We start from the raw sequence: 25780 nt of genomic DNA, 5'->3' as shown, positions 1-25780 counted from the left end.
ATATGTGTGGACATCTGCGCGCGCCCATGACATGCATGGCAGGTCCGCACCAATGTTCCTGCTCTACGTGCCTGGTCAGGGCCAGGCCGTGAAGGAGTGCGACCATGAGTGCAAGCATGCCGGGTGCGCCCGGCAAGTCCAGCAGGAGATACGCGGCTGTAGGTGCGGCGATCGTGGCGATGGCGGGGGCGGCCCTCGCCTTCGGCGCGCCGCCGGCCATGGCGGACACCGTCTCCGTCAACTACACCTGCACCGGCACCGGCGCCCCCAGCGGCGTCACCACCTCGCAGATCACCGTGACGGCACCCGCAACCGCCGCCGTGGGCAGCACCGTCGACCTCCAGGTGAGCCTGTCGACGGCTCAGACCGCCCCGATCGCCCTGCCCGCCAACGGCGTCCAGGGGCAGGTCGTGATCAACCTCGGCGGTGCCTCATCCGGGAGCGTCACGGCCACCGGCCTGACCGATCCCAGCGGGATCGCCGCCGGCAGCCCCGTCGTCCTGACCGGCGGCACAGCCTCCGTCCAGCTCAGCAACGCCGGGTCGGTCACCTTCACACCCGGCAACACCACCGTGACCGTCTCCGAATTCGGTGCGACGGTCAACTGCGCCGTCTCCGGAACCGCGCCGGTCGCCGCCACCACCCAGGTGTCGTGACGGCCGTCTAGCAGATCCGGGAAAACGGTTGCCCGGGGCGCCACGGGCAACCGCACACCACGCCACAGCGCGCGCCGAGCCGGACCAGTCTATCCGTGCAGCATAGTTGACGATGTGTCAATAACGGTGCCAGGCTGCCGCACGACCCGAGCGCCTGGAGGTTCCGGTGTCCCCTCAGCTCCCGAAGATGAGGCAGTGGCTCGACCGCGCGCTTCCGCTGCGGCCGCCCGAGCCCCCGCCCGGCCGATTCCTCCGCGTCGCGGGGAAGGCCGTGCACGTCGTGACGGACGGGCCGCAGGACGCCCCAGTCGTGGTGCTCGAAGCGGGGCTCGGCGGTTCGTGGCTCGGCTGGGACCCGGTGGTGGAGCTCCTGGCGGACCGCTGTCGGCTGGTGCGCGCGGACCGTCCCGGTCTCGGACGCAGCGAGCCGGCGCCCGTACCGCCGACGCTCGCCGGGCGCGCCCGCTGGGCCAGCGCCGTCCTCGATGCGCTGCGCGTCCGCGATCCAGTCGTCCTCGTCGGGCACTCGCTCGGCGGCCTGTACGCCGAGGCGTTCGCCCGGCTCTTCCCACAGCGCACCGCTGCAGCGGTACTGGTCGAGGCCGCGTCCGAAGGCGAGGTCGGGCCGCCCCAGCCGCTGCCGGCCGCGCGCATACGCACTGCGCGGGCGGTGGGGGAGACGCTGCGGCGGGCCGGACTCAGCCAACTCGTCGCCCCCGGGCTGCGCAGGCTCGGAGTGCGCACCCAGTCGCAGCTCGGCCGGGACCCGGTGGACGCCGGCTCCGCCTACCGCTCCGCCTACGGCACCGGACATGTGCTCACCGAGGCGCTCGTCGAACGCGCCCTGTTCCGCGATCTCGTCGCCGAACTCGAGGCGCTGCGCGGCGGGTTCGCCTTCCCGGCCGTCCCGCTGCGCGTGATCGCAGGCCCCGGCGTCGAAGTGGCCCGGCACCGTGCGCTCGCCGCGATGAGCCCGCTCGGCCGCTACGACGAGGTGCCGGGCACCAGGCACCTCGTCCCCGTGGACCGGCCCGACGCGATCGCCGGCTCCGTCTCCGAGGTGCTGGACGCACTCGCCGCACCGGCCTCACCGGTCGCATCGCCGTGCCGTACGGACCGGGTCAGGACGACTCCCCGTAAGTGATCAACGGGACGTCGTGCTGGTGAGCCGGCGGATCGTTGACGTTGACGACACCGAACGCGGCCGCCACGGCAAGCCCCGCGCTCGCCACCGCGACCGCCAGCGCCACCACGAGGATCCGAACGCCCATCGTCGCGCCTCCCCTCGGAATCAGACTGCGCACAGGTTATTGACGGTATGTCAACAGAGCAATAGCGTGGCGCGCCAGCCACTGCCGCGGGCCCGACCGCCTGCCGCTCGACATCTGCGTGTTCTGCATGACCCTCCGGGCCGCCGCCCGACGGCCCCCACGCCGGAAGGGGCAGCACGACGTGAGTGTCACCGAGACCACCCGCCCACTCCCCGCACCGTACGGCACCGCGCCGCCCGACCATCCCGAGCGCGGCGGCCCCGCCGGGCCGCGGATACGCCGGTGGCTCGCCGGGGCCGGGTCCGAACACCTCGGCGGCGCCTGGGCGGTCGGCGCGTGGCTGCTCGCCTTCGCCGGGCTGCTGCTGCAGGCGCCGGGCCGGATCGTCTTCGACACCAAGCTCGACATCGTTCTCACCCCCGGCACCTTCCTCTCCCGCCTCGCCCACCTGTGGGACCCGCAACAGTCGTTCGGCGGCCTGCAGGACCAGGCCGTCGGCTACGCCTTCCCGATGGGGCCGTTCTACGCGATCGCCGAAGCGCTCGGGATTCCGCCGTGGATCACCGAGCGGCTGTGGATGTCACTCATCGTCGCCGCCGCCTTCTGGGGCACGGTCCGGCTCGCCGAGCGGCTCGGCGTCGGAACGCCCGGGAGCCGTCTCGCCGCCGCGCTCGCCTATGCGTTGTGGCCCACCCTCACCGAACTCGTCGGCTCGACCTCGGCGGCCGTGCTGCCGCTCGCCCTGCTGCCGTGGGTGCTCGGCCCGCTCGTCAAGGGGACGAGGCAGGGCGGCTCACCGCTGCGCTGCGCCGCCGTATCGGCGTTCGCGGTGCTGTGCATGGGCGGGGTCAACGGCGCCGCCGTACTCGCCGTGCTGCCCGCGCCGCTGTTGTATCTGCTCACCCGCACCGCCGGCCCGCGCCGCAGGGCGCTGCTCGGCTGGTGGCTCGCCGCGGTAGCGCTGATCACCGCGTGGTGGTGGCTGCCGCTGCTGCTGCTCGGCCGCTACGGCTTCAACTTCCTGCCCTACATCGAGACCCCGCACACCACGGCCGGCACCATGGCGGCCACGGAGGCGCTGCGCGGCACCGGCAACTGGCTGGACTACCTCGACTTCGGTTCGCCTGCACTGCCGTCCGGCTGGGTGCTCGCCACCACCGGCTGGGCGGTCGCGGGCACCGCGCTCGTCGCCGCGCTCGGCCTCGGCGGCCTCGCCCGCCGCGACATGCCAGAGGCGCGCTGGCTGCGGCTGAGCCTCGCCCTCGGCGCGGTCGCGACGATGGCGGTCTATCCGGGGCGGCTCGGCGGGCCGTTGCACACCTGGCTCCAGGATCTCCTCAGCGGGCCCGGCGAGGCGTTCCACAGCATCTACAAGTTCCAGCCGCTGATCGCGTTGCCCCTGGTGATCGCCCTCGCCCATCTGCTGGGCCGTCCGCTGCCGTCGCCGCGGACGCGGGTGCTGCGCGAAGCAGCCGCCGCCGTGATCGCCGTGGTGGTCGCCGCCGGGCTGCTGGGAGCCGCACTGCCGTACCTCACGGGACGAGTCCTGCAGAGCGGCTCGTTCAAGGCGGTGCCCGACTACTGGAAGCAGACGGCGACCTATCTCGCCGGCCACGGCGGATCGGGCCGGGCACTGCTGGAGCCCGCCGCCTCGCACGGCTACTACTCCTGGGGCACCACCACCGACGACGTGCTGCAGCCGTATGCACAGTCGAACTGGGCCGAGCGCACCCTCGTCCCGATGGGCGGCGCCGGCTCTCAGCGCTACCTCGACGGCGCCGAGCAGGCGATGACTTCGGGCACCGAAGTGCCGGGCCTGGCCGCGTATCTGGCGCGCGGCGGCATCCGCTACGTGGTCGTACGCCACGATCTCGACCCCAGCCAGTTCGAGTTCGTCTCGCCCGCCCTCTACCACCGCACCCTCGAACTCTCCGGCTTCCACCAGGTGGCCGCCTTCGGCCCGGTGATGCCCGCCGACCCGATACGCAGCGACACTCCACTGCAGATCCAGGGCATCGACACCGGCTACCACGCCGTCGAGATCTACGAGGCGGACGATTCGAGCCTACGCCCCGAGAACCCCGTCTCCGTACTTCCGGTGAGCGGGACGGTCCAACTCAGCGGCGGCCCTGAGTCGTTGCTGCAGGCGTCGGGCACGGGCGGCACCGGCCTCGTCGACGGACGCGCGGTCACCCTCACCGGCAACGGCGGCGCGCCGTCCGGCAGCCCGCTCGTCGTCACCGACGGTCTGCGCCGCACCGACACCTCCTTCGGCCTGATCAGGGACAACGTCTCCTACACCTACACCGCGAACGGGACCAACCCGCCGGGCCGCACCGACGGCAGCGGAGGCGGAGCGCCGCGACAGCTGCTGCCCTTCGCGCCCCACAACCACCAGACCACCGCCGTGATCGAGGGGGCGGCCTCGGTGACCGCATCCAGTTACGGTTCCTGGCTGCTGCAGTCGCCGCAGTACGACCCCGTCAACGCCTTCGACGGCGACCCGGGCACCGCATGGGTGGAGGGGAATGCGGCGACACCCGTCGGTCAGTGGCTGCGCATCGACTTCGGCCGCACGCTCGACCTGAGCGGCGGCATCGGGGTGCGGCTCCTCGCCGACAGCAGTTTCCGCCCGGTCGCCACGAAGATCACCGTCACCACCGACCACGGTTCGGCCACCGACGCGGTCATCCCCGACGGCCGTGAGCAGCAGCTTGCCACGCCGCCGGGCACGACGAGCACGCTGAAGCTGACCTTCGCCGCAGCCAAGGGCGCCCAGCCGGGCGGCTTCGGCGCCGGCATCAGCGACGTCACCATCCCCGGTGTGCACGTCACCCGGTATCTGCAGGCGCCGCACGACGCCGCGACCGACGGGCCGGGCGGCGTCGTCTACTCCTTCCACCGGCAGACGAGCGACCCCGGCCTCCTCGGCCCCGCCGACCCCGAGACCGGCCTGGACCGCATCGTCACCCTCGACCGCGCCGACACCTTCACCCCCACCATGAGCGCCGTCTCCGTACCCGGCCCCGAGCTCGAACAACTGCTGGAACAGGCGGCACCGGTCCATGGGATCCGGGCGAGCGCCAGCTCCGTCCTCGGGAATCTGCCGGAGTTCAGGGCCGCCAACCTCGTCGACGGCTCGTATCTGACGGCGTGGATCGCCGGCGGAAGCAATCCCGTGGTGCACCTGAGCTGGCGGGGCAAGCGCACCGTGACGGAGCTGTATCTGGAACCGGCCGACGGAATCTCGGCCGCGCCCGAATCGGTGCGCATATCGAGCCCCGACGGGGTGCGCGAGGCCCGCGTCGGGGCCGACGGCCACGTCGTCTTCCCGGCGCTGCGCACCGACCGAGTCGACCTGACGTTCCCTCAGGTGAAGAACGTCACGGTGTACGACCAGATCACCGGCACCCGCCTCCCGCTGCCGGTGGGCCTCGCCGAGATCGATGTCCCGGCCCTCGCCGACCTGCGCAACGCCCCCACCGACACCAGCCGCAGCTTCCAACTCGGCTGCGGCAGCGGCCCACAGCTCACCGTCGACGGCATGACCTACCAGACCTCCGCCACCGGCACGGTGGGTGATCTCATCAACGGGCTGCCCGTGCAGCTGACACTGTGCACGGCCGATCAGCAGCTGCATCTGAGCGCAGGGCGGCACACGATCTCCGCGCCCGGCGACGGTGCTCCGCTCGCGATCACCGATCTGACGCTGACCGGCTCGACCGCCTGGAGCAGCCTGGGCGCAACGGCGCCTTCGGGCACACCGGTGCGCACCATCAGCCGCGAGGAGTGGGGTGACGAGACCCGCACGGTCACCGTCGGCGCGGGCCCCGCCGCATACCTGGAGGTCCACGAGAACCGCGCTCCCGGCTGGACGGCCACCCTCGACGGGAAGAAGCTGCAGGCGGTCACGCTCGACGGCTGGCAGCAGGCATTCGTCGTCCCCGCAGGGATGTCGGGCGCCGTGCACCTCCGGTACGGTCCGGCCACGCTGTACCAGGGGTCCCTTGCGGTGGGCGCCGTGCTTGCGCTGCTCGTACTGGCCGCGGCCTGCGGGGCGTTCGGGCGGCGCCGCGGGCAGCGCCTCGACGCGGTGGGGGAGCGGCCGCCGTGGACGGTCGCGGGGCCGGTGGTGGCCGTCGTCGTCCTGGGCGTCGTCGGCGGACCGATGGCGGCAGCGGCCGTCGTACTCGCCCTGCTCGCCTGGTGGGTGCCGACGGTAGCGCCCGCCGTAGCGGTGGTGGCGATGACCACGGCCGGGATCGTCGCAGCGACCGCCGTAGAGCACGGGATCTCGCCAGGACACGGAGCGTTCGGGCCCTGGGCCCAGGCGGCGGCGCTCACCGCGCTCGCCGCGGCGCTCGCCGCACCGGGTGCCAGAGACGAGGGACGCGCGGTGTCCCCGACGGCGGAGGAGCCCTCGTGATCGGCGGTCTCGCGCTCGCGCTGCTCTCCGCCGCCTGCTACAACGTCGGCATCCTCGTGGAGAAAGTGGCGCTCACCGGGCTGCCGCCGCTGCGGGTGCGTGATCCCGTCGCCCTGTTCCGGACGCTGTTCGGCAGGCCGTTGTGGCTCGGCGGGTTCCTGCTCATGCTGCTCGGGCTGGTCTGCCAGGTGACGGCGATGTCCCTGCTGCCCATCACCGTCGCGCAGCCGATGCTGGCCGCGGGACCCGCCGTCGTCGTTGCCGGCTCCGCCGTGGTGCTCAAGGAGCCGCTCGGCCGCTCCGATTACCTCGGGCTCGCCGCCATCGGCTGCTCGCTGGTGATGCTCGGACTGTCGTACGACCCAAGCCAGGAGCGGGTCGGGCACGGCCGGCACCCCGCGGAGGTGCTCACCGTCGCCGCGCTCTCGTGCGCCGCGGCGCTCGTCGTCTTCGCCGTCGCGGGCAGAAGCGCGCGCGGCGTCGTGTACGGGACGGCCGTCGGGCTGCTCAACGGCGTCGGCGGGCTGCTGGGCAAGGCATCGTCCGCGGTGATCGCGAGCGACGGACGGCACCCGCTCCAGGCCGTGCTCACCACCCCGTACCCGTACCTGTTCGGCGTGCTCGCCGTCGTCATGCTCGGCGCGATGCAGATCGCGCTGCAGCGTTCACGGGCGGCGATCATGGTCCCCGCCCAAGTGGTCGTCGGAAACCTGCATGTGATGGTCACCGGGACCCTGATCTTCGGTGAGCGGCTGCCCGCCGACCCGGTGCGCCTCGCACTGCGCCTGGCCGGCCTCGCCGTCTCCCTGTCCGTACTGGCGCTGCTGCAGCGCTCCCCGGAACGCGCCAGGCAGGAGCCGGAGCCCGAGCGCGTCACCGTCGCGCCGTAGCAACCGCCGATCGGTGCAGCGCCTCCGTCACCACGGCCGCGAACCGTTCGACCGTCGTCGTCCACTGCAGGTCGAGGGCGCGCCGCCGCGCCGCCGCGCCCATCGCCTCCCGCCGCCGGGGATCGAGCGCCAGGCTGGCCCAGGCCGAGGCGAAGCCGCTCTCCGTCGTCGTCAGCAGACCCGTGCTGCCGCTCACCACCGAGTCGCGCAGCCCCGGCACGTCGAACCCGACCGCCGGGGTGCGGCGCACCGCGGCCTCCGTGATCACCAGGCCCCACCCCTCCACCTGCGCCGGGTGGAGCAGCAGCCACGCCTCGCACAGCAGCCGGTGCTTGTCCGCCTCGCTGATCCGCCCGGTGAACCGCACGCCCGGGCCCGCCAGTTGCTCCAGCCGCTGCCGCTCGGGCCCGTCGCCCGCGATGACGAGCGTGCCTGCGGTGACCCTGCGCACCCGTTCCCACAGGCGCAGCAGCAGATCGATCCGCTTGTAGTCGGCAAGCCTGCCGAGGGCGAGGAAGAGCGGAGCGGGCGCCTCGGGCGCGATCGCCGTCGCGTCCTCGACGCCGTTGGTGATGACCCGGATCCGGTCCCGTGCGACGCCGATCTCCTCCAGGGCGTCGGCGGTCGACGGCGAGACGGCCACGAAGAGGTTGCCGCTGTGGGCGCGCGGCATCAGCACGCTTTCGGCGTACCGCCCGACCGCGGCGACGGGCCTGGGGAAGCGGATCGGCCACAGCTCGCTGTGCACATGGTTGACCAGGCAGACCGCGGGGATGCTGCGCAGCCACACCGGGCTGAGGTACGGCAGACCGTTGCAGACCTCCACCAGCAGGTCGCAGTCGCCGAGCCGTCGCCGGACGGCGAGGGGCGCGCTGAGGAACTGGCTGTACGCGCCGCCGTTGCGCACCACCCGGTACGGTCTGTCGCGGCCGACCGGCCCGCCGCACACGAGCGTGGCCCGGTGGCCCCGCTCGACGAGCCCGCGGGCGAGCCGGTCGATGAGCAACTCGGAGCCGCCCGCGTGCGGGCTGGCGAGATCGCGTCCGGCGAGGAAGGCGACATGCAGCCGATGAGGAGCCGGGCACGCAGCTGTGTCCGCGGTCGGGAGGGGTGCCGTACGGGTACGTATGCGTCCGCTGGCCATCCGCGCTTGCCTTTCGTCGTGGGGGGGGAGACGAGAGGAGCGGGCTTCACGCTAGGCAGTTGTTGACGAAACGTCAATAAATTGTGCACGCAACCATCTCGGTCGCGGCAACCGCCGTTAGCATCGATCACGCCGGGTGTCAGTCCGGCCGCGGATGCAAGGGGGCACGGCGATGGGGCGTCGCACGCAATCCGATCCCCCGACCCGGCCGTCCCGTCAGCGGATGGCTCCGGAGGACCGCAAACGGGCCCTCATCGAGACCGCGCTCGGCCTGTTCGCCTCACGGCCCTACGAGGCCGTCTCCGTCGACGACCTCGCCCGCGCGGCCGGCATGTCACGGCCCCTGCTCTATCACTACTACGGCAGCAAGTACGGGGTGTTCCTCGCCGCCCTGCAGACCTGCGCGGACCGGCTGACCTCCGCCGTCGACCGTGCCCACCGCTCCACGCCCGACGACTGGCTCGCCGCCGGGCTGCGCGCCTACCTGCACCACATCCGCGAGGACGCGCTCGGCTACACCACGCTGCTCGGCCACGGATCCGGGACGGCGACGAGTGAGGAGGAGGCGATCCTCGACAGCGCGCGCGAGGGCATCCTCGTCTCGTTGCTGGAATCGATGCGGATGCCGCAGGTGTGTGAGGCGGGGGACACCACCGCCGTGCCGGATCTGCTGCGCTCAGTGGTGCGCGGCTGGATCGGACTGGTCGAGATGATAGGCAGGGACTGGCTGCGCACCCAGGAGCCGGGCCGTGACCAGCTCGTCGCGCTGCTGCGCGAGCTGTTCGGATCCAGTGTGCTGACGGCCGCGCGGTACGACGCCCACGTCACCCGCTGCCTGCGTCAGGCGCGTGGGCTCGAAGGCGCCGGCATCGAACTTCCCGCCGGCACGTACGTACTCAGTGTTGCGCCCGAGTGACAACTCCGGGGTCCTCGCACATCTGTCGTGCACAGATTATTGACAGTGTGTCAATTGCTCTCTAGCGTGCCGTCAACGCGAAGCCATCCGGTACGTACCAGCTACCCAGGGTCGCCCAGGGAGACGTCATGCATGGCCGCCGTATCGTCGCGTTCCTCGTCTTAGGACTCGGGATCTTCCTCCTCGTCCTCGGCCCCATGCTGCGCTGGTTCGTGCTGCCGCGCGTGCAAGTGGCCCCGTACGACATGGACTTCACCGACATCAGCTCGGGACCGGGCACCTACCTCGACCCGGCCACCGGGAAGACGGAGTCCGGCACCCTCACCGCCACCCGGCACGCGCTCGGCGACGTGGCCGAGGGCAAGCGCGTCGGCAAGGCCGTCTGGGACATCTCCATCCGCCTCGACACCCCGCAGACCATCCACCTGCCCGACGCCCGCCAGGCGTTCAACCTCAGCGTCCACCGCTGGGTCTTCGACCGGCACACCACCACGTCGAGCCCCTGCTGCGGCGGCGACACAGGGATGGGCGCGGACGCCTACCTGAAATACCCGTTCAACACCGGCCACCACTCCTACCGAGTGTGGGACTCCACCGCGGGCAAGGCCTTCCGCGCCGACTACACCGGCACCCGCACGCTCTACGGCCGCACCTTCAACCAGTACACGATGATCGTGCCGCCCACCCCCATCGGCACCATCCAGGTGCCGCCTGCGGTCGTCGGACAGCCCACGCGCAAGGACGGCAGCCTGATCACGGTGGAGGAGTGGTACCACAACCCGGCCGCCGTCAACCTCGTCGACCCGCTCACCGGAGCACCCGTCGGCGGATCGAGCCACCAGATCGTCACCCTTCGCCTGCCAGGCGGCAGCAAGGACCTCGCCACCGCCCTCGACGTGCAGCTCCAGGCCACCGACGCCACCGAGAAGGCCCTGGTCGACAAGTTCGCGGGCAAGCACGACGGCCTGGCACTGCTGACCGGCCCCGTGCCCTACGGGATGGCCGGGCTCGGCGCACTCGGGGTGGCCGCCGGATGTGTCCTGCTGCTGCGCGGCCGCCCGGGCGCGCCCCGGCACCGACAGGCGACCGGGCCGGCGCCCGAACCCGCCCCGGCCGGCGGGGCACTGCGGTGAGCGCGACCGCATCCGCGGTGGCCGTGCCGCGGACGACGGTACGGCAACTGGTGCGTGCGCTGGCCAGCCCGGGCCCCGACCGCAGCGGATTCAGGCGGCTGCGCGCCCGCTACTGCGTCCAGCAGGCCGCCGAGTACTGCCCGTTGGCCGGCAGCACGGTGGTGGACGTCGGCGGCGGGGACGGCTGGTGCGCCGAGGTGTTCCGCGCGGCCGGCGCCCGGTGCGTCGTCGTCGACCCACTCCCCGTCCCCGCCCGCACCGGGCGCGCCACGGTCGTCGGCGACGGCTACTGGCTGCCGCTGCGGGAGGCGTCGGCCGATCTGTGCTACTGCTCCGACGTGCTGGGGCACGTCCCCGACCCCGTCGGGCTGCTCGACGAGCTGATCCGCGTCACGAGGCCGGACGGCACCATTCACCTCGCTTACACCAACTGGCGCTCGCCACGCGGGCGCACCCACTTCCCCGTGCGGACCGGACTGCTGCTGCGGCATGTGCGGCGGCGCAGCGACGTGGAACTGGTGGAGGCCGGGCCGCGCTACTTCCCGCGCGGCGTGCGGGCGCTGCTGCGCATAACCGTGCTGCGCATACCCGTGCTGCGCGGCTTCGCCGTGCAGGTCACCTTGCGGAGGACCCGATGACCGTCCCCGGCAGGCGACTGCCGTTCACCGCCGTCGACGAGTGCGCGGATCTGCTGGAACGACGCGGCGAACCCAATGTCATCCTGCTCGAACTCGCCGTCGCCGGACGGCTGGACGCCGGCCGGCTGCGCGCCGCCGTCGACTCGGCGTTCCAGGCCCACCCGATGGCCCGCGCGCGCCGGGCCGCCGCCGGGCGGTGGCGGTTCCGCTCCTCGTGGGAGATCCCCGAGCGGACCGACGCCGACCCGCTCACCGTCGCCGCGCCCGGCGCGGCGCCCGGGGACGAGCGCCGCCGCACCATGGACACGCCACTGCCGCTCGGGACATCACCGCTGCTCAGGCTGCGGCTGCTGCCCGGTACGGGCGACGGTGGCGACCGGCTGCTGGTCGGTGCCCACCACGCGCTCTTCGACGCCGTCTCCTGCCTAGGGTTCGTCACCTCCGTCGTCCGCCGCTACAACGGCGAGCCCGATCCCGAGCCGCCCCTCGACCCGGCCGTGGCGCGCGCCGGGACGCAGCCGGATCCATCCCATCCGGCGCCCACGCCCGCTCCGTCCCACGACGGCGGCCGCCCGGTGCGCATCGCCCGCACCGCACCCCGGCACACCCGCGGTTACGGCTGTGTGCTCTTCTGCCTCGACCCCGGAGCCACGACGGCGCTCGCCGCGGGCTCCCGCCGCCGCGGCGTGACCGTCAACGACGCCCTGATCGCCGCGACCGCCATCACCGTCGCCCGCTGGAACCGGGCCCACGGCCACCCGTCCGCTCCCGTCCGCATCACCATGCCGATCAACACCCGGGACGCAGCGCACCGCTTCGAGGTGATCAGCAACCTCTCCCGTCTCACCTCGGTCACCGCGACCACGGACGAACCGCGTGCGCTGCTCGCCTCCGTGGCCGCCCAGACCACCCTCGCCAAGCGCAGCTCCGCGCCCGCGGGCGGCCCGGCTGCCGTGCTGCTCGGGGCGCCGTACCTCCCGTACGCGGTGCGAAGATCCTTCGTGCCGACGGTGCGGCTGGCCGCCCGGATGTTCGCCGACACCACCATGGTCAGCAATCTCGGCAGGATTCCCGACCCTCCGCCCTTCGACGGCGCGGGCCCCGTCACCGCCCTGTGGATGGCCGCCCCCGCCCCGATGCCCCGCGGCCTGTCCGTCTCCGCCCTCACCGTCGCCGGCCGGCTCCACCTCGCGGTCCGCTTCCGCCGTGCCGCGCTGGACGAGGCGGCGGCCGGCGCCTTCACCGACCTGCTCGGCCACGCTCTTGAGGACGTGGCCTTACTCCCCACCGCACACGAGCGGTTGCCGCGCTGAAGGAGTAACCTCCCGTGACCGATCAGTGCCCCCCGCCCCCGGCGTCCGCGCCCGGACTGCGCGAGCTGTACGAGGACCCGGCCGTCCCCATTGCCTCCGGGCCCGAACGGGCACGCCGCCAGCTGCGGCTGATCGAACCGACCCTGGACGCCGCCCGCGCCGCCGACGCATGCTTGCGCATCCTCGACATCGGCTGCGGCGACGGCGCCGCCACATCCGTGCTCGCCCGGCGCGCCCGCGGCCACACCGTCATCGGCGCCGACTGGTCGTGCCAGGCGCTGGAGCGGGCACGCGCCCACGGCCTGACCGTTGTGCGGGCCGGACTCGACGCGCCAGGCCTGCCGTTCCCCGACCATTCCATCGACGTGGCCGTGCTCAGCGAAGTCATCGAGCACCTCGTCGACACCGACGCGGCGCTCGACGAGATCGTGCGCGTGCTGCGCCCGGGCGGCTCACTGCTGCTGTCCACCCCCAACCTTGCGGCCTGGTTCAACCGGGGCCTGCTCCTCGGCGGCATACAGCCGGTCTTCACCGAGGTGAGCCTGCGCGGCATCTACGGGCGGCCGGGCCGTGAAGTCGTCGGACACCTGCGGGTCTTCACCCGCAGGGCACTCGTCGGGCTGCTGCGGGCGCACGGCCTGCGGATCGTCGCCCTGCGGGGCGCCGTGTACCACGACACGCCGAAGCCGCTGCGCCCGCTCGACCGGCTCTTCCGCCACGTCCCCTCGCTCGCCGCGGATCTGCTGGTGCACGCCCGCACACCCCTGACCCCCCACGACGTGACACCCCCGGCATGGCCGACCCTGCCGGAGACGGAGGACAGCATGCCGGTGACGAAGGATCTGCTCGGGCTGCTCGCCTGCCCGGTCGACAAGGGGCCGCTGCTGTACGACGCGGAACGCGACGCGCTCTACAACCCGCGGCTGCGTCGGCGCTACCCGATCGTCGACGGCATTCCGTACCTGCTCGCCGACCAGGCCGAGACGGTCGGCAGCTCCGACCATCTGCGCATCCTGGCGCGGACCACCCCGGACGGCGTCAATGACGTTCCCGCGCGGCACTAGCGCCACCCGGCACGGCCGGCCCAAGGCTCAGCCGAACGAACCTCGGCCTGTACAGCGCCACATTGCGGTTGACCTGCGTCGGTGCGTCCGAGCCCAGCCAGTTGACGTCGTAGCTGAGCAGCAGACCGTCGCCGCCGTCGCCGAACTCGGGATGAGCCTGCGGGTTGTAGACCACCTCCTGCGAGGGGGATGCGGAGTCGGCGGGCAGCGGCGGCTGGAATCCCGGGCCCGGCCCGTTCCACGGCCCCTGCGGGGAACAGGCCCAGTACGAGGTGATCGTGGCAAGGCCGCTCGCGCCAGGCCCGCCGGAGTCCATGGTCACCAGGACCCAGGTGGCCCCCTCACGGACCACGGTGAACGAGCTGCCGACGCCGTGGCGCGCACCGTCGCCGAGCACCGGCCGGGCCGCGGCGGGATCGGCGGCCCAGCCGGTGCCGTCCCAGTAGCGCCAGGCCGCCGGCTGGCCGAGCTCACCGACCGGAGCGCGGGCGAGGTAGGCGTGCGAGGAGGACTCGGCGGGGTTGCGGCCAGGACCGTCGTCGCCCCCGAAGACGTACGTCCACGGGCCGTCGGCCACCGCCGTCGTCCCGTAGAGCACACGGTCACCCGGCTGCGGCACGGAAGTCTGGTCGTCGATCTTGACGATGGACTCCAGGCGGAGGGAGGGCAGGGAGAGCGTGGCGACCTCGGTGGCGAGCGGCACGCCGTACAGATACGGCGGTGGTGCGGCGGAGCGGTCCCACAGCAGCACCCGCACCACGTGCTCGGCCGAGCCGGGCGCACGGGGTTCGACGAGCGCCTGGACCGGCCAGCGCCAGGACTGGGCGTCGGAGGACAGGTCCGGGAAGAGCGAGGCGGGTGTCGCACCGGGCGGGGAGCCGAGCAGCGTCTCCTCCAGCCGGCCGGAGTGAGACATCACCAGCGCGGCGTTGTGGACCCACAGCGGCATGCGGCCACCGGAGGTGTTGCGCCAGTAGTACGGCTGGCCGCTCGCGTTGGGCGGCGCAAACACCTCGTCGAGGATGGGATCGTCGGCCAGCCAGAGGGCACGCCCGTCCGGCAGCCGCACCGAGTGGGTGCCGTCACCGCCGGTCCAGTCCTCCAGGCTGCTGTTGTCGTTGCCGTACCGGACGAACTCATCGGTGACGGAGGGATCCGGCGCCCAGGAGAAGATGCCCTCGCCCGCACAGTCCGCACCGGCCGCCCGCTGCGCGCCCGCGCCGCCTCCGGAGCAGCACGACAGCAGAGCCGCTACGGCGAAAAGGCCGGCTGCCGCGCGTCGGTGCCGCACCGGACCTCCCGGATTCCGCGGGTGATGACTGCGCAGATCGCTGACGGGGTGTCATCGATTAAGAGTAGTCGCGGCGGAAATGCAGCGGCAAGGAAGGAGTCCGAATGACCCTCGCCGCCGCGCTCGGCCCTCGTCTGCCGAACCGCCTGCTGGCGCTCGCCGTCGACGCGCTCTATCCGCGTCAGGAGCCCGAACTCGGCAGGGTGGAGGAGATCTGCCCGCCGTACGGCACGGCGCTGGACATCGGCGCCTGGTACGGGCCGTGGTCGCGGAGGCTGGCCCGGCGCGCCGACCGAGTCGTGGCACTCGAACCCGTGCCCGAGGTGTGCCGGGCACTGCGCGACACCGTCCCGCCCGGCGTCGAAGTGATCAACGCGGCCGCCTCCGACCGCCTCGGGGACGCCCCCATCTGGCTCGCCGACCGCCGCGGCCGCGAGGCGCGCGGCCTGACCTCGCTCGAACCGCGCCCGTACGTCCACCGCGGCACCCGCCCGGTACGGCTGACCACCGTGGACGCCCTTGATCTGCCGGATGTGTCGTTCGTGAAGATCGACGTCGAGGGCCACGAGGCCGCGGTGTTACGCGGCGCGGAGAAGACGCTCCGCCGCGACCGGCCCAATCTGTTCATCGAGGCCGAGACCCGCATCCAGCCCGTCGAGCGGATCATCGGGCTGCTGCGCGAGTGGGGTTTCCGCGGCTGGGTGCTGCCGGGCAGCGACTGGGTGCCGCTGGAATCGTTCGACCTGACGGGACACCAGCAGCAGGCGGCGCACGTGATCGAACGCGGCCTGCTGCGGCGCTCGTTGAGACCGCACCCCCGTTACGTCAACTCGGTGCTGTTCACCCCCGAGGGCAGCACCCCCTTCGGCTAGCGTGGCGCCTTGCGCGCGGCGCGCAGGAACTCGCGGTTCATCGTGGCGATGGACTGCAACGGGATCCCCTTCGGGCAGGCCACCGCGCACTCGCCGGTGTTGGTGCAGCCGCCAAAGCCTTCGGCGTCCATCGTGGAGACCATGCCGAGCACCCGGCTCTCCCGCTCCGGGCCGCCCTGCGGCATCGAGCCCAGGTGCACCACCTTCGCAGAGGTGAACAGCATCGCCGAGCCATTGGGGCACGCGGCCACGCACGCCCCGCAGCCGATGCACTCGGCGTGCTCGAAGGCGGTGTCCGCCACCGGCTTGGGAACCGGCGTGGCGTGGGCCTCCGGCGCGCTGCCGGTGGGCGCGGTGATGTAGCCGCCGGAGCCGATGATCCGGTCGAACGCCGACCGGTCGACGACGAGATCCTTCACCACCGGGAACGCGGCTGCGCGCCACGGCTCGATGTCGATGGTGTCGCCGTCGGCGAAGTGCCGCATGTGCAGTTGGCAGGTGGTGGTCCGCTCCGGGCCGTGCGCCTGCCCGTTGATGACCATGCCGCAGGCGCCGCAGATGCCCTCACGGCAGTCGTGGTCGAAGGCGACCGGCTCGTCGCCCTCGAGGATCAGCCGTTCATTGAGAGTGTCGAGCATCTCGAGGAAGGACATGTCCTCGCTGATACCGTCGACCTCGTAGGTGGTCATGGCGCCCGGCTGCTCGGGGCCGCGCTGGCGCCAGATGCGCAGGGTGAGCTTCATGCGTAACTCCGCTGGGTGGGGTGGACGTACTCGAAGACGAGTTCCTCGCGGTGCAGCACGGGCGGCTTGCCCGTGCCGGTGAACTCCCAGGCGGCCGCGTACGAGAACCGCTCGTCGTCGCGGGCCGCCTCGCCGTCCGGGGTCTGGCTCTCCTCGCGGAAGTGGCCGCCGCACGACTCCTCGCGGTGCAGGGCGTCCAGGCACATCAGCTCGGCGAGCTCGAAGTAATCGGAGATCCGGTTGGCCTTCTCCAGCTGCTGGTTGAGCTCCTCGCCGCTGCCGGGCACCTTCACCCGGCGCCAGAACTCCTCGCGCAGCTCCGGGATGCGGTCGAGCGCCTTGCGCAGCCCCGCGTCGTTGCGGGCCATTCCGCACTCGTCCCACAGCAGTTCGCCGAGCTCGCGGTGGAACGAGTCGGGGGTGCGGTCGCCGTCGACGGCGAGCAGCCGCCGCAGCCTGCCGGTGACCGACTCCACCGCCTCGACCACCGCCGGGTGATCGTCGGCGACCGCCTGGTGCGGGTGGCGCGCCAGATAGTCGTTGATGGTGGAGGGCAGGACGAAATAGCCGTCGGCGAGCCCCTGCATCAGCGCCGACGCGCCGAGCCGGTTGGCGCCGTGGTCGGAGAAGTTGGCCTCGCCGATGGCGAACAGGCCGGGGATTGTGGTCTGCAGGTCGTAGTCGACCCACAATCCGCCCATGGTGTAGTGGATCGCCGGATAGATGCGCATCGGCACCTTGTACGGGTCCTCCGCGGTGATCCGCGCGTACATGTCGAAGAGGTTGCCGTACTTCTCGGCGACCTTCTCCCGCCCCATCCGGGCGATCGCGTCGGCGAAATCGAGGTAGACGCCCTGCCCGCCGGGGCCGACCCCACGCCCCTCGTCGCAGACGTTCTTCGCCGCGCGCGAGGCGATGTCGCGCGGCACGAGGTTGCCGAAGGAGGGGTACATCCGCTCCAGGTAGTAGTCGCGCTCGTCCTCGGGGATCTGCTCCGGCGGGCGCGTGTCGCCCTTCGCCTTCGGTACCCAGATGCGACCGTCGTTGCGCAGCGATTCGCTCATCAGCGTCAGCTTCGACTGGTGGTCGCCCGAGCGCGGGATGCACGTCGGGTGGATCTGCGTGAAGCAGGGGTTGGCGAAGTACGCTCCCCGCCGGTGGGCCCGCCAGATCGCGGTGGCGTTGGAGTTCTTGGCGTTGGTCGACAGATAGAAGACGTTGCCGTAGCCGCCGGAGGCGAGGACGACGGCATCGGCGAGATAGGTGTCGATGCGCCCGGTGATCAGGTCACGGGCGACGATGCCGCGCGCCCGGCCGTCGACCACGATCAGGTCGAGCATCTCGGTACGCGGGTGCATCTCGGCGTTGCCCGCAGCTATCTGCCGGGAGAGCGCCTGATAGGCGCCGAGCAACAGCTGCTGGCCCGTCTGCCCGCGGGCGTAGAAGGTCCGCGACACCTGTACGCCGCCGAACGACCGGGTGTCGAGCAGGCCCCCGTACTCACGGGCGAACGGCACGCCCTGCGCCACGCACTGGTCGATGATCTCCACCGAGATCTGGGCGAGGCGGCGGACGTTGGACTCGCGGGCGCGGAAGTCGCCTCCCTTGACGGTGTCGTAGAAGAGGCGGTGGACCGAGTCGCCGTCGTTGCGGTAGTTCTTCGCCGCGTTGATGCCACCCTGCGCGGCGATGGAGTGGGCGCGGCGAGGGGAGTCCTGGTAGCAGAACTGCACCACGTGATAGCCCTGCTCGGCCAGGGTGGCTCCGGCCGCACCCCCGGCCAGGCCGGTGCCGACCACGATCACCGTGTGCTTGCGGCGGTTGGCGGGGTTGACCAGCTTGGCCTCGAAGCGGCGGCGGTCCCAGCGCTCCTCGACGGGCCCGGCGGGCGCCTTGGTGTCGGCGATCGGATCGCCCGTGACGTAGCTGGTGTACGGGCTGATGTCAGCGTTGGTGTCGGCGGTCATGTCAGCTCACCACTCCGGTCATCACCGAGACGGGCACCGCGATGAAACCCGCGGTCAGGACGAGGGCCAGCCCATTGGCGGTCCACTTCAGGGGGCGGTCGCGGCGCCGGTTGTTGGCGCCGAGCGTCTGCGCCGCGCTCCAGAAGCCGTGGCGTATGTGCAGGCCGAGGGCGAGCATGGCCACGACGTAGATGACGTCGGCGTACCAGGTGTGGAAGTCGGCGACCACGTTCTGGTACGGGTGTCCGGCCTCGCCCCGGGGGTTCACGGTGAGCGTGGTCAGGTCGAGAATGTGCCAGACGATGAACAGCGCCAGGATGATGCCGCCCCAGCGCATGGTGCGCGTCGCGTAGCTCGCGCGCTGCCGCTTGTGCGCATAGCCGACGGGCCGGGCCGCCAGATCACGGCGACTGAGCTGGTACGCGGCGACCGCGTGCAGCACGACCGCGGCGACGAGCACCGTCCGCTGGATCCACAGGTACCAGCTGCTGTGCAGCACGGGCTCGCCGATGGTGCGCAGCCAAGCTGCGTACGCGTTGAAGTCGCCGGCACCGAAGAAGATCTTCAGGTTGCCGAGCATGTGGACGACGAGGAAGAGCAGCATGATCACGCCGGTGACGGCCATGACCGTCTTCTTGCCGACGGTCGAGCCCCACAGGGTCGCCAGAGTGGACGGCCGTCGGGCCGCCCGAGTCGCCAGTGCCATGTCTCATGACGCTAGGGCCGAACCTGTGCATCGGTCCAAGACATGGTACGGCTGGAATCGATAGGACAAGCCTATGGCACGCCTATGATGGACGCGTGCAGCTCCACCAGCTCCGCTACTTCGTCGCCGTCGCGGAGACCCGCCACTTCACCCGGGCCGCCGCACGCGAACACGTCGCACAGCCCTCGCTCTCGCAGCAGATCCGCGCCCTGGAACGCGAGTTGGGCGCCGACCTCTTCCAGCGCGCTCGCGGCCACATCACGCTGACCGACGCGGGCGAGGCGCTGCTGCCGCTCGCCCAGCGCATCCTCGCGGACGCCGAGACCGCGCACCGCGAGGTCCAGGAGGTCGCCCAGCTGCGCCGCGGCCGGGTACGGCTCGGCGCACCGCCGAGCCTGTGCGCCGGACTCGTCCCCGACGTGCTGCGCGCCTTCCACGACCGCTACCCGGGCGTCGAACTCCTCGTCCACGAGGACGCCTCGCAGGACCTGGTGCGCGTGCTCGCCGCAGGCGAACTCGACCTCGCCTTCATCATCACCCCGCTCCCCGGGCAGGCCCCGGCGCTCGCCACCACCGAACTGCTCCGCGAGGACCTCGTCGTCGTCTCGTCCCCCTCGGCCCCCGCGCCCACCGCTCACGCGAGCATCTGGATCGAGGACCTGCGCGAGCAGCCGCTGGTGATGTTCCGGCGCGGCTACGACCTGCGGGAGCTGACCACGGCGGCCTGCCGGACCGCCGGGTTCGAACCGGTCTTCACGGTCGAGGGCGGGGAGATGGACGCGGTGCTCGGCTTCGTCCGCGCGGGCCTCGGCCTCGCCGTCCTCCCCGCAATGGTCGCCGACCGCTCCGGGCTGCGCGTCACCCCGTTCGCCGGTCCGGGCCTGCAGCGCACCATCTCCGTCGCCCACCGCAAGGACGTCCAGCCACCCCGCGCCGCCCGCGAGCTGCGCCAGGTCCTGCTGGAGCACCTCCGCTCCGCCGCGGCCGCCGGCGCACTGCCGACCGGCACGCGGCTGCTTGCCGGACCCAGCGAGCGATCCAGCGAGCCCTGAGCGCTATCTGCGCACCCGGCCGAGCCCCGCCCGCGCCAGGATCATGTCGACCGGCATTGCCGCCGCGTCCTGCTGAGGACGGGAAAGATACAGCGTCGCGTGGACATAGCCGTCCGTCTCCTTGCCGTCCGGGTCCTCGCCCGTCGCCGCGACCGCGTCGATGGCGTACTGCTGCTCGCGGGTGCTGGTGAAGCGGCGCTGCGGGAAGGTCCGTGCGGTGGCCTTCTCGGTGACAAGGCCGTGCTCGGCGAGGCAGTCGGCGATCGGCTGGTAGGAGACGGTACGGACGGCGAACGACGCCACCCACACCGGCTCCCGCGCACAGTCGAGCAGCGAGCCGAAGGTCCGCGACGAGATGAAGCCGATGCCACCGGTCACCGTGATCAGTTCGGTGCGCTCCATCGCACGACGCAACCGGCTGCTCGGCGGCGCCTCCTCCAGGTTCTCCGCGAATCCCTCGTCGAGGAGCCCGACGGCACGGGCATAACCGACGGCGTTCCCCGCCGGGTCCAGTCCGTCCACACGCGCCGCGTGCGGACGGCGTCGCGCAGCGAAGTACGCTTTGTCCCACTCGATCAGCTTCGCGGTGGTACGGGACGCGGTCTTGCGCGAGACGTAGTGCTCGTACAGCTCGGCGAGCGAGACGTCATGGTTGAGCAGCGCGGCATTGATCCCGTAGCCGCAGCACAGGTCGAGCACTGTGATCGGCGGTCCGGGCGAGACGGCGGCGCGTGCGGCGACCGTACGCCGGAAGACGTCCTGCCCGTGGTGGGGGATCTGGTACTCCAGCGGCCCGAGCCTGCGGAAGTAGTCACGCGGGTCGGGCTGGTCGTAGATGTCGTCGAACCGGGTCATGGCATCGACGCCGGAGATCTTGCGTGTGTCACGGCGGCTGTCGGTCATCGAGCGCGTCCTCCTCGGCCGGTGGGGGGGCGGACCATGTCGCCGTGCAACCTGTAGCGCCTGCTCCGGCAGCCGCGGAAGAGGGCCTGAATCGATTCCGGCCACGCCCCGGCACGCGCTGCGCCGCGTCGACGAGGCGGACGGCATGGCGGCCCGCACGACCCCGGCATCATGGCCCGATGTCAACTGCCTCTCCTGTCCCCGCCATCCCGTCCGTCGTCCCCGCCGGACGGATGGCCGGCGCCCCGCAACCGGACATCCCCGTACCCGGCGGGCTGCTGCTGCGCCCGTGGCGGCTCGCCGACGCCGATGCCCTGCTTGCTGCCTGGCGCGATCCGGCGATACGCCGGTGGAACCGGCCCGCGGCTGGCGGGGCGGAGGAGGCCCGGGCCAAGATCGCGCAGTTTGAGCAGCGTTGGCACGACGAGGAGTGGGCGTCATGGGCCATCGCCCGTGCCGAGAACGACACCGTCGTCGGATTCATCGCGGTCGCCGACCTCCATCTGCGCGCGGGCCACGGTGAGATCGTTTACTGGGTGCTGCCGTCCGCCCGCGGGCAAGGTGTCGCCCTGCGCGCCACGGAATCCGTGACCGAGTGGGCCTTCGGCAAACTCGGCCTGCATCGCGTGGAGCTGACGCACTCGGTCGCCAACGCGGCCTCCTGTCGCGTCGCCGAGAAGGCGGGATTCCGACTCGAAGGCATCAAGACAAGCGCGGCGCTGCACGCCGACGGCTGGCACGACATGCATCTGCATGCCCGTATCCGCGACGACGGTGTGCTGAATTCCTCAAAGGATGTACACCCATCGGCGGCGTAGTCGGCAGGTTGGTGGGGCGGGTCTGCCCCAGATCCAGGGTTTGGCACGTGCGTTGAGCTGGGCGGTTGCCAGGCGGGGTGGCCTGGGCGATCCGAGGGCGCCCACCCGGATACTGCCGGTGTCGTCCAGGTGGTTCACATGGGCCGAGCCGGCGGTGTATGCGGCGAGCGCCGCGGTGAGGTCGATGCGCTGTTCGGGCAGGAAGACCGGGCGGTGGTCGCCGTGGCGGACTCGGTTGACCGCGACGTGGATCCCTTCGAGCGGGTCCGGGCTGCTGACCGGCCAGTCGCTGCCCGCCGCCAGCGTCGCCCCGGAGCGCAGCAGGGCTGCGCATCCAGGCCACCTACCGAGACCACCCGCACGCGGCGCTCCTCGCCGCATACCGGGTTGCCGGCCGGGAGCACGAGATCGCCGCTGTGGAGACGATCCTCGGCGTGCTGCGTGGTGCGGGCTTCCCCGATCCGATGGCGGCCCGGATCTACCATGCCTTTGTCGACCAGGCCCTGGCCTTCGCGGCACTGGACACCGCCTCGGCGGCGCTGCCCGTCGCGGCGCGGTCGGCGGACGCCGCGGTGTGGGAGCAGACCTACGCCCGGCTCCCGGCCGCGACGCACCCGAACATCGCCGCCACCGCCGACCTGCTCACCGCGGACATGGGCCGCAGCTCCTATCGGCTGGCGCTGGAGCTGCTGCTGGACAGCGTCCAGGCACGGCTGCCGGGGCGCCCGCCCGCCGGTCCTCAGTAGTCACACGCCGCAGATCGTGCCGCGTCCAGCGATGGACTCCTCGGTGATTGCCTGTCCGCGCGGGTCGCGGCGGGCCTGCTCGGCGGACCGGATCGGGCGCTGCCTGACTGGGACACGTACGAGCTCGGTGGTGTACGGATCACGGGCGTGCCGGCCGGCCCGGCACAGCACCGCCCGGCACAGCACGGACCGGACGGGAGCGAGCATCTGGTTGGGGAGGTGACCGGCTTCGTGCTGCGCGGGGACGGGCTGCCGATGCTGTACATCAGCGGGGACAACGCCTCACCGGATGTGGTGACTGCGATGCGCGGCACCGCCGCCCGGCGCAGCCACAGCACTTGCGGTACCCCCGACGGCGCGGGGCCGGGCACGTGCGCCTGTGGTCCTGCCCGCACAGCCGGTGCCTTAACCGGCCGCGGCCATGCTGTGACTGGCCCAACGCAGTGTCAAGGCTCAAGCCCAGCCGGGGCTCCTTCTTGAGAAAGCCGGGTGGGAGGGTTCGGGCTGTGCGGTTCGGGTGCTTGGGGTCACTCGTGGGGGTCAGATGGTGCGGCCGGGTGTCCTTGGCGTGGGATGGATCGTGTGATGAACGGTCCCGCTGGTGCGCGTATTGCCGACGTGTGGGTGGGGCCCTTTCCCGAGAGCATGTAGTGGAAGGAAAATTATGCTTCGCAAGACCGCGGCCGTGGCCTCGCTTACGCTCGCCATGCTGACCGTTGCCCCAGTTGCTGCCTGGGCCGATCCGCCCGGGCCCGGCGGGATGGGCGGTTTGACGGGCGGCCAGGAGGGCTTCCGGGTGCCGAACATGCCTGGGGCCTTCGACAGATCCGGGAGCGACGGCTCGCAGTCGTTCCTCACGCCGCAGCGTCAGCCGGAGAACAACGGCGGCTCGGCCATGGGCAACGGGGACAGCCCGATGTCCAATAACACCTCCGAGGAGTCCCCGCTCTCGTCGGGCAACGGGCTGGGCGGCTTGTAGGAGGCTGGGCCGACTGGACGAGCAATCCGGTGGCTGGCTGGGTGATCCGTCCGGGGCTTGGATTGTGTGATGAGGGGCTCCGTCGGTGCGTGTCGCGATGGTGGCAGCGGGAGTACCCCGCGCCGGCGGAGCCCTTGCTCACGAGGTGCCTCAGGCCGGCAGCCGAATCAGCCGAGGACGGTGAGTAATCGGCCGAGCGTCCGGTTGCATGTCTGGATCACGCCGCGCACTTGAGCCACGCACCCCCCGGCGTGCGCGACGCATTCGGCAAGGTGTGCCCGGAGCTGGCGTTCTCACCCCGTGAGTTCGCTGCGATAGCTGCTGGTGTCCGGCAGGGCGGACCGGCCGCTGCTCGCGACGGTGGACAACCCGCTGGCATGCGAGCGGCGTGCGACTCAGGAGGCGTCGGCGCGTACGGCGGTCGCTGCCAGGGTGGTGTAGTTCATCGTGAAACCTCCGCCCAGGGAGTCGATGGCGGCCCCGACCGCGTCCAGTACGTCGGCCAGCTGATCGGGACGGAGTTGGGTGAGGCCGCCGGTGGTGGGTAGCAGGTCCAGCCATTGGTCGCGCGTGTAGGACTGCTCCCAGTCGAATCGCCACTGTTCGGGATCGTTGAACTGTTCGGTCTCGCGGATCTTGTCGGCAAACTTCGCGTATACCGCCTGGTAGAGGTCGAGCGGACGTCGGGCCGGTTGGCCGTTGAGCGGGGAGTCGGGCGCCACCCGCCGGTAGGCAGCGGCGAACGGTTCGGCCACCTCGGCAGGCGGCTCGTACACGTGTCCGAAGATCGCTAGCCGTCCTCCGGGACGTAGCACGCGTGCCGCCTTCACGGCGCCGGCGACGGGTTCCACCCAGTGCCACGACTGGGCGGCGATGACCGCGTCGAACGTCCGGTCGGCCGGCTGCCAAGCTTCGAAGGTCGCCAGCTCGACCTGCAGGCCACGGGCTCGCGCGAAGTCGGCCATCCGCTCATCGGGCTCGACGCCGAGCACGGCGCAGCCGGCGGCCTGGAACTGGCGGGCTGCGATGCCGGTGCCGCAGCCGACGTCGAGCACGTCGGGCCCGGGGCTTCCGGCGGCGATCCGCGCCACCAACGCATCGGGGTAGCCGGGCCGGGCTTGGTCGTAGCGTTGCGCGTCCGCGCCGAACGACTCGGCCATCCGCCGGGCCTTGTGCGGCTCCGTCGGGGACGGTTCTGGTTGCTCTCGCGGTAGAGTGGGCATGCGCCCACCTTAGTGGGCGTACGCCCACTGGCCAACGGTTCAGCGGATTGACGCACGAGAGGATCTGTGAGTGCCGACTGGGGTGCACCTTCGCGACGCGCGGCAGCAGCTGTTCGACGCTGCCGAACGCGTGCTTGTGCGGGACGGGCCGAACGGGCTGACCAGCCGGGCCGTCACTGATGAGGCGGGCTGCGCCAAAGGCGTCCTGCACCGGCACTTCGCCGACTTCGACGCCTTCCTCACCGACCTCGTGCTCGACCGGGCCGCGCAACTTGAGACGCAGGCGAGTGCGCTGCGGGAGTCCGCAGGCACCGGTACGGTGGCCAACAACCTCACCAGCGCGCTGACCACCTTGTTCGGGCCGATTCCGGTGGCAATCATCCCGCTCATCACCTTCCGGGACGAGCTGCGCGCACGGCTGCGGCAAGCCAGGCCCGGAGGCGGCATCGCGATCCTCGCCCAGGCCACGACCGCGATCTCCGCTTATCTGGCCGACGAGCGTGAACTGGGCCGTATCGCGGCAGACGCCGACATCGACTCACTCACCCTCTCCCTGGTTGGTGGCGGGCATCTCCTGTTCGCCGACCGCGACCCCGGCCCGCCGGCCACGGCAGCCGTCAACAAGCTCGTGACAGCGGTTATCGCCGATGCCGTGCAACGACGGCCGGCCTAGGGATCCCTGGGTGTCGGCAGCGTATGTTCACCGCCCTCGGCCCGGCGACCTTCAGGCCTGGCCGACTCCCTGGCCACAGCCGCCGAGGGTCAAGAGCAGTGATCCCCGCTGTCAGCTAGCGCAGAACTTCGCTGCAGCCTCCCGCCCTCATGTGGTGAGCGTACTGACGTCATTTCTCGTGAATGAACATTCACCGCTTTGCAGACCGACCATCGCCTCCCAAAATTCGGGACTGCGGCCGCGGCCGCCGCGGGCCTTGTCCCGTAACAGGTCGTGCCTGCTGTGTCGTGCTGTCCGCTTCCCGGCGAGAGCCTGTTCGGAGTGGCGGCTGCCACCGATGCTGACAGCGAACAGGC

The 25780-nt window shown here is 71.7% G+C and carries 24 protein-coding genes and 3 pseudogenes; 16 read left to right on the top strand and 11 right to left on the bottom strand.

Annotation, left to right across the window (positions count from 1 at the left end; translation table 11 throughout):
- Positions 1–104: 104 nt before the first annotated feature.
- Together NGB36_RS30490 and NGB36_RS30485 are read left to right on the top strand one after the other, a co-directional pair.
- On the top strand, positions 105–656 hold the full coding sequence (locus NGB36_RS30490; RefSeq protein WP_255923834.1) for a hypothetical protein: 552 nt from the start codon (positions 105–107) through the stop codon (positions 654–656).
- A gap of 166 nt (positions 657–822) precedes the next feature.
- Positions 823–1800 (top strand): alpha/beta fold hydrolase, encoded by a 978-nt coding sequence (locus NGB36_RS30485; protein WP_255923833.1) that lies wholly within the window; start codon positions 823–825, stop codon positions 1798–1800.
- Here NGB36_RS30485 and NGB36_RS30480 read toward each other — a convergent pair.
- Positions 1778–1927, bottom strand: a complete 150-nt coding sequence (locus NGB36_RS30480) for a hypothetical protein (RefSeq protein ID WP_255923832.1) — start codon at positions 1925–1927, stop codon at positions 1778–1780. The genes NGB36_RS30485 and NGB36_RS30480 overlap by 23 nt on opposite strands.
- Before the next feature lie 181 nt (positions 1928–2108).
- Between NGB36_RS30480 and NGB36_RS30475 the strand changes: the two genes are divergently transcribed.
- Entirely contained in the window at positions 2109–6353 is a 4245-nt protein-coding gene (locus tag NGB36_RS30475; protein WP_255923831.1) for an alpha-(1->3)-arabinofuranosyltransferase domain-containing protein, read from the top strand.
- Positions 6350–7243 carry a DMT family transporter gene (locus NGB36_RS30470; protein ID WP_255923830.1) on the top strand — a complete coding sequence of 298 codons (894 nt, stop codon included), beginning with the start codon at positions 6350–6352 and terminating at the stop codon, positions 7241–7243. Before NGB36_RS30475 ends, NGB36_RS30470 begins: the two co-directional genes overlap by 4 nt.
- Here the strand turns inward: NGB36_RS30470 and NGB36_RS30465 are convergent.
- Positions 7227–8387 carry a glycosyltransferase family 4 protein gene (locus tag NGB36_RS30465; RefSeq protein WP_255923829.1) on the bottom strand — a complete coding sequence of 387 codons (1161 nt, stop codon included), beginning with the start codon at positions 8385–8387 and terminating at the stop codon, positions 7227–7229. The genes NGB36_RS30470 and NGB36_RS30465 overlap by 17 nt on opposite strands.
- A 223-nt stretch (positions 8388–8610) precedes the next feature.
- Between NGB36_RS30465 and NGB36_RS30460 the strand changes: the two genes are divergently transcribed.
- From NGB36_RS30460 to NGB36_RS30435, 6 genes and pseudogenes are all read left to right on the top strand, one after another.
- Complete coding sequence (locus NGB36_RS30460) at positions 8611–9303, top strand: TetR/AcrR family transcriptional regulator (RefSeq protein WP_255923828.1); 693 nt, start codon at positions 8611–8613, stop codon at positions 9301–9303.
- Positions 9304–9431: 128 nt separating this feature from the next.
- The gene (gene pgfA / locus NGB36_RS30455) at positions 9432–10436 is read left to right on the top strand and encodes a cell envelope lipid trafficking protein PgfA (protein WP_255923827.1); all 1005 of its coding nucleotides are present in this window, start codon (positions 9432–9434) and stop codon (positions 10434–10436) included.
- Positions 10433–11074, top strand: a complete 642-nt coding sequence (locus NGB36_RS30450; RefSeq protein ID WP_255923826.1) for a class I SAM-dependent methyltransferase — start codon at positions 10433–10435, stop codon at positions 11072–11074. The genes pgfA and NGB36_RS30450 overlap by 4 nt, the downstream gene beginning before the upstream one ends.
- Positions 11071–12387, top strand: coding sequence for a hypothetical protein (locus NGB36_RS30445; RefSeq protein ID WP_255923825.1), 1317 nt, complete (start codon positions 11071–11073; stop codon positions 12385–12387). Before NGB36_RS30450 ends, NGB36_RS30445 begins: the two co-directional genes overlap by 4 nt.
- A 14-nt stretch (positions 12388–12401) precedes the next feature.
- Positions 12402–13028: pseudogene (locus NGB36_RS30440) on the top strand (class I SAM-dependent methyltransferase); the annotation flags it as partial.
- Between the two features lie 183 nt (positions 13029–13211).
- A complete protein-coding gene (locus tag NGB36_RS30435; RefSeq protein ID WP_255923865.1) occupies positions 13212–13451 on the top strand; it encodes a Trm112 family protein in 240 nt (79 codons plus the stop codon).
- Here the strand turns inward: NGB36_RS30435 and NGB36_RS30430 are convergent.
- Positions 13426–14742, bottom strand: coding sequence for a DUF5005 domain-containing protein (locus NGB36_RS30430; RefSeq protein WP_255923824.1), 1317 nt, complete (start codon positions 14740–14742; stop codon positions 13426–13428). The two genes, NGB36_RS30435 and NGB36_RS30430, sit on opposite strands and share 26 nt — an antisense overlap.
- A gap of 104 nt (positions 14743–14846) precedes the next feature.
- Here NGB36_RS30430 and NGB36_RS30425 point away from each other — a divergent pair, with 104 nt between their 5' ends.
- Complete coding sequence (locus tag NGB36_RS30425) at positions 14847–15614, top strand: FkbM family methyltransferase (protein WP_255923823.1); 768 nt, start codon at positions 14847–14849, stop codon at positions 15612–15614.
- Here the strand turns inward: NGB36_RS30425 and NGB36_RS30420 are convergent.
- The 3 genes from NGB36_RS30420 to NGB36_RS30410 are packed head-to-tail and all read right to left on the bottom strand — an operon-like array spanning position 15611 to position 19030.
- Positions 15611–16357: a succinate dehydrogenase/fumarate reductase iron-sulfur subunit gene (locus tag NGB36_RS30420; RefSeq protein WP_255923822.1), complete on the bottom strand. Its 747-nt coding sequence runs from the start codon at positions 16355–16357 to the stop codon at positions 15611–15613. The two genes, NGB36_RS30425 and NGB36_RS30420, sit on opposite strands and share 4 nt — an antisense overlap.
- Positions 16354–18300: a fumarate reductase/succinate dehydrogenase flavoprotein subunit gene (locus NGB36_RS30415; protein WP_255923864.1), complete on the bottom strand. Its 1947-nt coding sequence runs from the start codon at positions 18298–18300 to the stop codon at positions 16354–16356. Before NGB36_RS30415 ends, NGB36_RS30420 begins: the two co-directional genes overlap by 4 nt.
- Before the next feature lie 25 nt (positions 18301–18325).
- Complete coding sequence (locus NGB36_RS30410; RefSeq protein ID WP_255923821.1) at positions 18326–19030, bottom strand: succinate dehydrogenase cytochrome b subunit; 705 nt, start codon at positions 19028–19030, stop codon at positions 18326–18328.
- Positions 19031–19125: 95 nt separating this feature from the next.
- Between NGB36_RS30410 and NGB36_RS30405 the strand changes: the two genes are divergently transcribed.
- Positions 19126–20082: a LysR family transcriptional regulator gene (locus tag NGB36_RS30405; RefSeq protein WP_255923820.1), complete on the top strand. Its 957-nt coding sequence runs from the start codon at positions 19126–19128 to the stop codon at positions 20080–20082.
- Positions 20083–20085: 3 nt separating this feature from the next.
- Here NGB36_RS30405 and NGB36_RS30400 read toward each other — a convergent pair whose 3' ends face one another.
- Positions 20086–20985: a hypothetical protein gene (locus tag NGB36_RS30400; protein ID WP_255923819.1), complete on the bottom strand. Its 900-nt coding sequence runs from the start codon at positions 20983–20985 to the stop codon at positions 20086–20088.
- Positions 20986–21164: 179 nt separating this feature from the next.
- On the opposite strand from NGB36_RS30400, the gene NGB36_RS30395 reads away from it, so the two are divergent.
- Complete coding sequence (locus NGB36_RS30395; RefSeq protein ID WP_255923818.1) at positions 21165–21803, top strand: GNAT family N-acetyltransferase; 639 nt, start codon at positions 21165–21167, stop codon at positions 21801–21803.
- Positions 21804–21896: 93 nt separating this feature from the next.
- Here NGB36_RS30395 and NGB36_RS30390 read toward each other — a convergent pair.
- Positions 21897–22130: pseudogene (locus NGB36_RS30390) on the bottom strand (amidohydrolase family protein); the annotation flags it as partial.
- On the opposite strand from NGB36_RS30390, the pseudogene NGB36_RS30385 reads away from it, so the two are divergent.
- Positions 22127–22549: pseudogene (locus NGB36_RS30385) on the top strand (TetR/AcrR family transcriptional regulator C-terminal domain-containing protein); the annotation flags it as partial. The pseudogenes NGB36_RS30390 and NGB36_RS30385 sit on opposite strands and share 4 nt — an antisense overlap.
- Here the strand turns inward: NGB36_RS30385 and NGB36_RS33970 are convergent.
- Positions 22550–22756: a hypothetical protein gene (locus NGB36_RS33970; RefSeq protein ID WP_372509568.1), complete on the bottom strand. Its 207-nt coding sequence runs from the start codon at positions 22754–22756 to the stop codon at positions 22550–22552. It abuts the pseudogene before it with no gap.
- A gap of 457 nt (positions 22757–23213) precedes the next feature.
- Here NGB36_RS33970 and NGB36_RS30375 point away from each other — a divergent pair, with 457 nt between their 5' ends.
- Positions 23214–23528, top strand: coding sequence for a hypothetical protein (locus NGB36_RS30375; protein WP_255923817.1), 315 nt, complete (start codon positions 23214–23216; stop codon positions 23526–23528).
- 395 nt (positions 23529–23923) lie between these two features.
- On the opposite strand, the gene NGB36_RS30370 is transcribed toward NGB36_RS30375, so the two are convergent.
- Positions 23924–24751 (bottom strand): class I SAM-dependent methyltransferase, encoded by an 828-nt coding sequence (locus tag NGB36_RS30370; RefSeq protein WP_255923816.1) that lies wholly within the window; start codon positions 24749–24751, stop codon positions 23924–23926.
- A gap of 70 nt (positions 24752–24821) precedes the next feature.
- On the opposite strand from NGB36_RS30370, the gene NGB36_RS30365 reads away from it, so the two are divergent.
- On the top strand, positions 24822–25424 hold the full coding sequence (locus NGB36_RS30365) for a TetR/AcrR family transcriptional regulator (RefSeq protein WP_255923815.1): 603 nt from the start codon (positions 24822–24824) through the stop codon (positions 25422–25424).
- 147 nt (positions 25425–25571) lie between these two features.
- On the opposite strand, the gene NGB36_RS30360 is transcribed toward NGB36_RS30365, so the two are convergent.
- The coding region (locus NGB36_RS30360) for a hypothetical protein (RefSeq protein ID WP_255923814.1) at positions 25572–25780 on the bottom strand (209 nt) is incomplete at its 5' end.

This window comes from Streptomyces humicola (assembly GCF_024436035.1).
GTDB classification, from domain to species: Bacteria; Actinomycetota; Actinomycetes; order Streptomycetales; family Streptomycetaceae; genus Streptantibioticus_B; species Streptantibioticus_B humicola.
The sequence above is the reverse complement of the archived record's forward strand: the minus strand, read 5'-3'. Positions and strand labels throughout refer to the sequence as shown.

Bases quoted from the DNA above. Each gene is read 5' to 3' on its own strand.
- NGB36_RS30410 (WP_255923821.1), bottom strand. From the start codon at position 19,030: ATGGCACTGGCGACTCGGGCGGCCCGACGGCCGTCCACTCTGGCGACC.
- NGB36_RS30375 (WP_255923817.1), top strand. From the start codon at position 23,214: ATGCTTCGCAAGACCGCGGCCGTGGCCTCGCTTACGCTCGCCATGCTG.
- NGB36_RS30420 (WP_255923822.1), bottom strand. From the start codon at position 16,357: ATGAAGCTCACCCTGCGCATCTGGCGCCAGCGCGGCCCCGAGCAGCCG.
- NGB36_RS30400 (WP_255923819.1), bottom strand. From the start codon at position 20,985: ATGACCGACAGCCGCCGTGACACACGCAAGATCTCCGGCGTCGATGCC.
- NGB36_RS30395 (WP_255923818.1), top strand. From the start codon at position 21,165: ATGTCAACTGCCTCTCCTGTCCCCGCCATCCCGTCCGTCGTCCCCGCC.
- NGB36_RS30370 (WP_255923816.1), bottom strand. From the start codon at position 24,751: ATGCCCACTCTACCGCGAGAGCAACCAGAACCGTCCCCGACGGAGCCG.
- NGB36_RS30480 (WP_255923832.1), bottom strand. From the start codon at position 1,927: ATGGGCGTTCGGATCCTCGTGGTGGCGCTGGCGGTCGCGGTGGCGAGC.
- NGB36_RS30460 (WP_255923828.1), top strand. From the start codon at position 8,611: ATGGCTCCGGAGGACCGCAAACGGGCCCTCATCGAGACCGCGCTCGGC.
- NGB36_RS33970 (WP_372509568.1), bottom strand. From the start codon at position 22,756: ATGCTCGCTCCCGTCCGGTCCGTGCTGTGCCGGGCGGTGCTGTGCCGG.
- NGB36_RS30425 (WP_255923823.1), top strand. From the start codon at position 14,847: ATGACCCTCGCCGCCGCGCTCGGCCCTCGTCTGCCGAACCGCCTGCTG.
- pgfA (WP_255923827.1), top strand. From the start codon at position 9,432: ATGCATGGCCGCCGTATCGTCGCGTTCCTCGTCTTAGGACTCGGGATC.
- NGB36_RS30435 (WP_255923865.1), top strand. From the start codon at position 13,212: ATGCCGGTGACGAAGGATCTGCTCGGGCTGCTCGCCTGCCCGGTCGAC.
- NGB36_RS30465 (WP_255923829.1), bottom strand. From the start codon at position 8,387: ATGGCCAGCGGACGCATACGTACCCGTACGGCACCCCTCCCGACCGCG.
- NGB36_RS30445 (WP_255923825.1), top strand. From the start codon at position 11,071: ATGACCGTCCCCGGCAGGCGACTGCCGTTCACCGCCGTCGACGAGTGC.
- NGB36_RS30490 (WP_255923834.1), top strand. From the start codon at position 105: ATGAGTGCAAGCATGCCGGGTGCGCCCGGCAAGTCCAGCAGGAGATAC.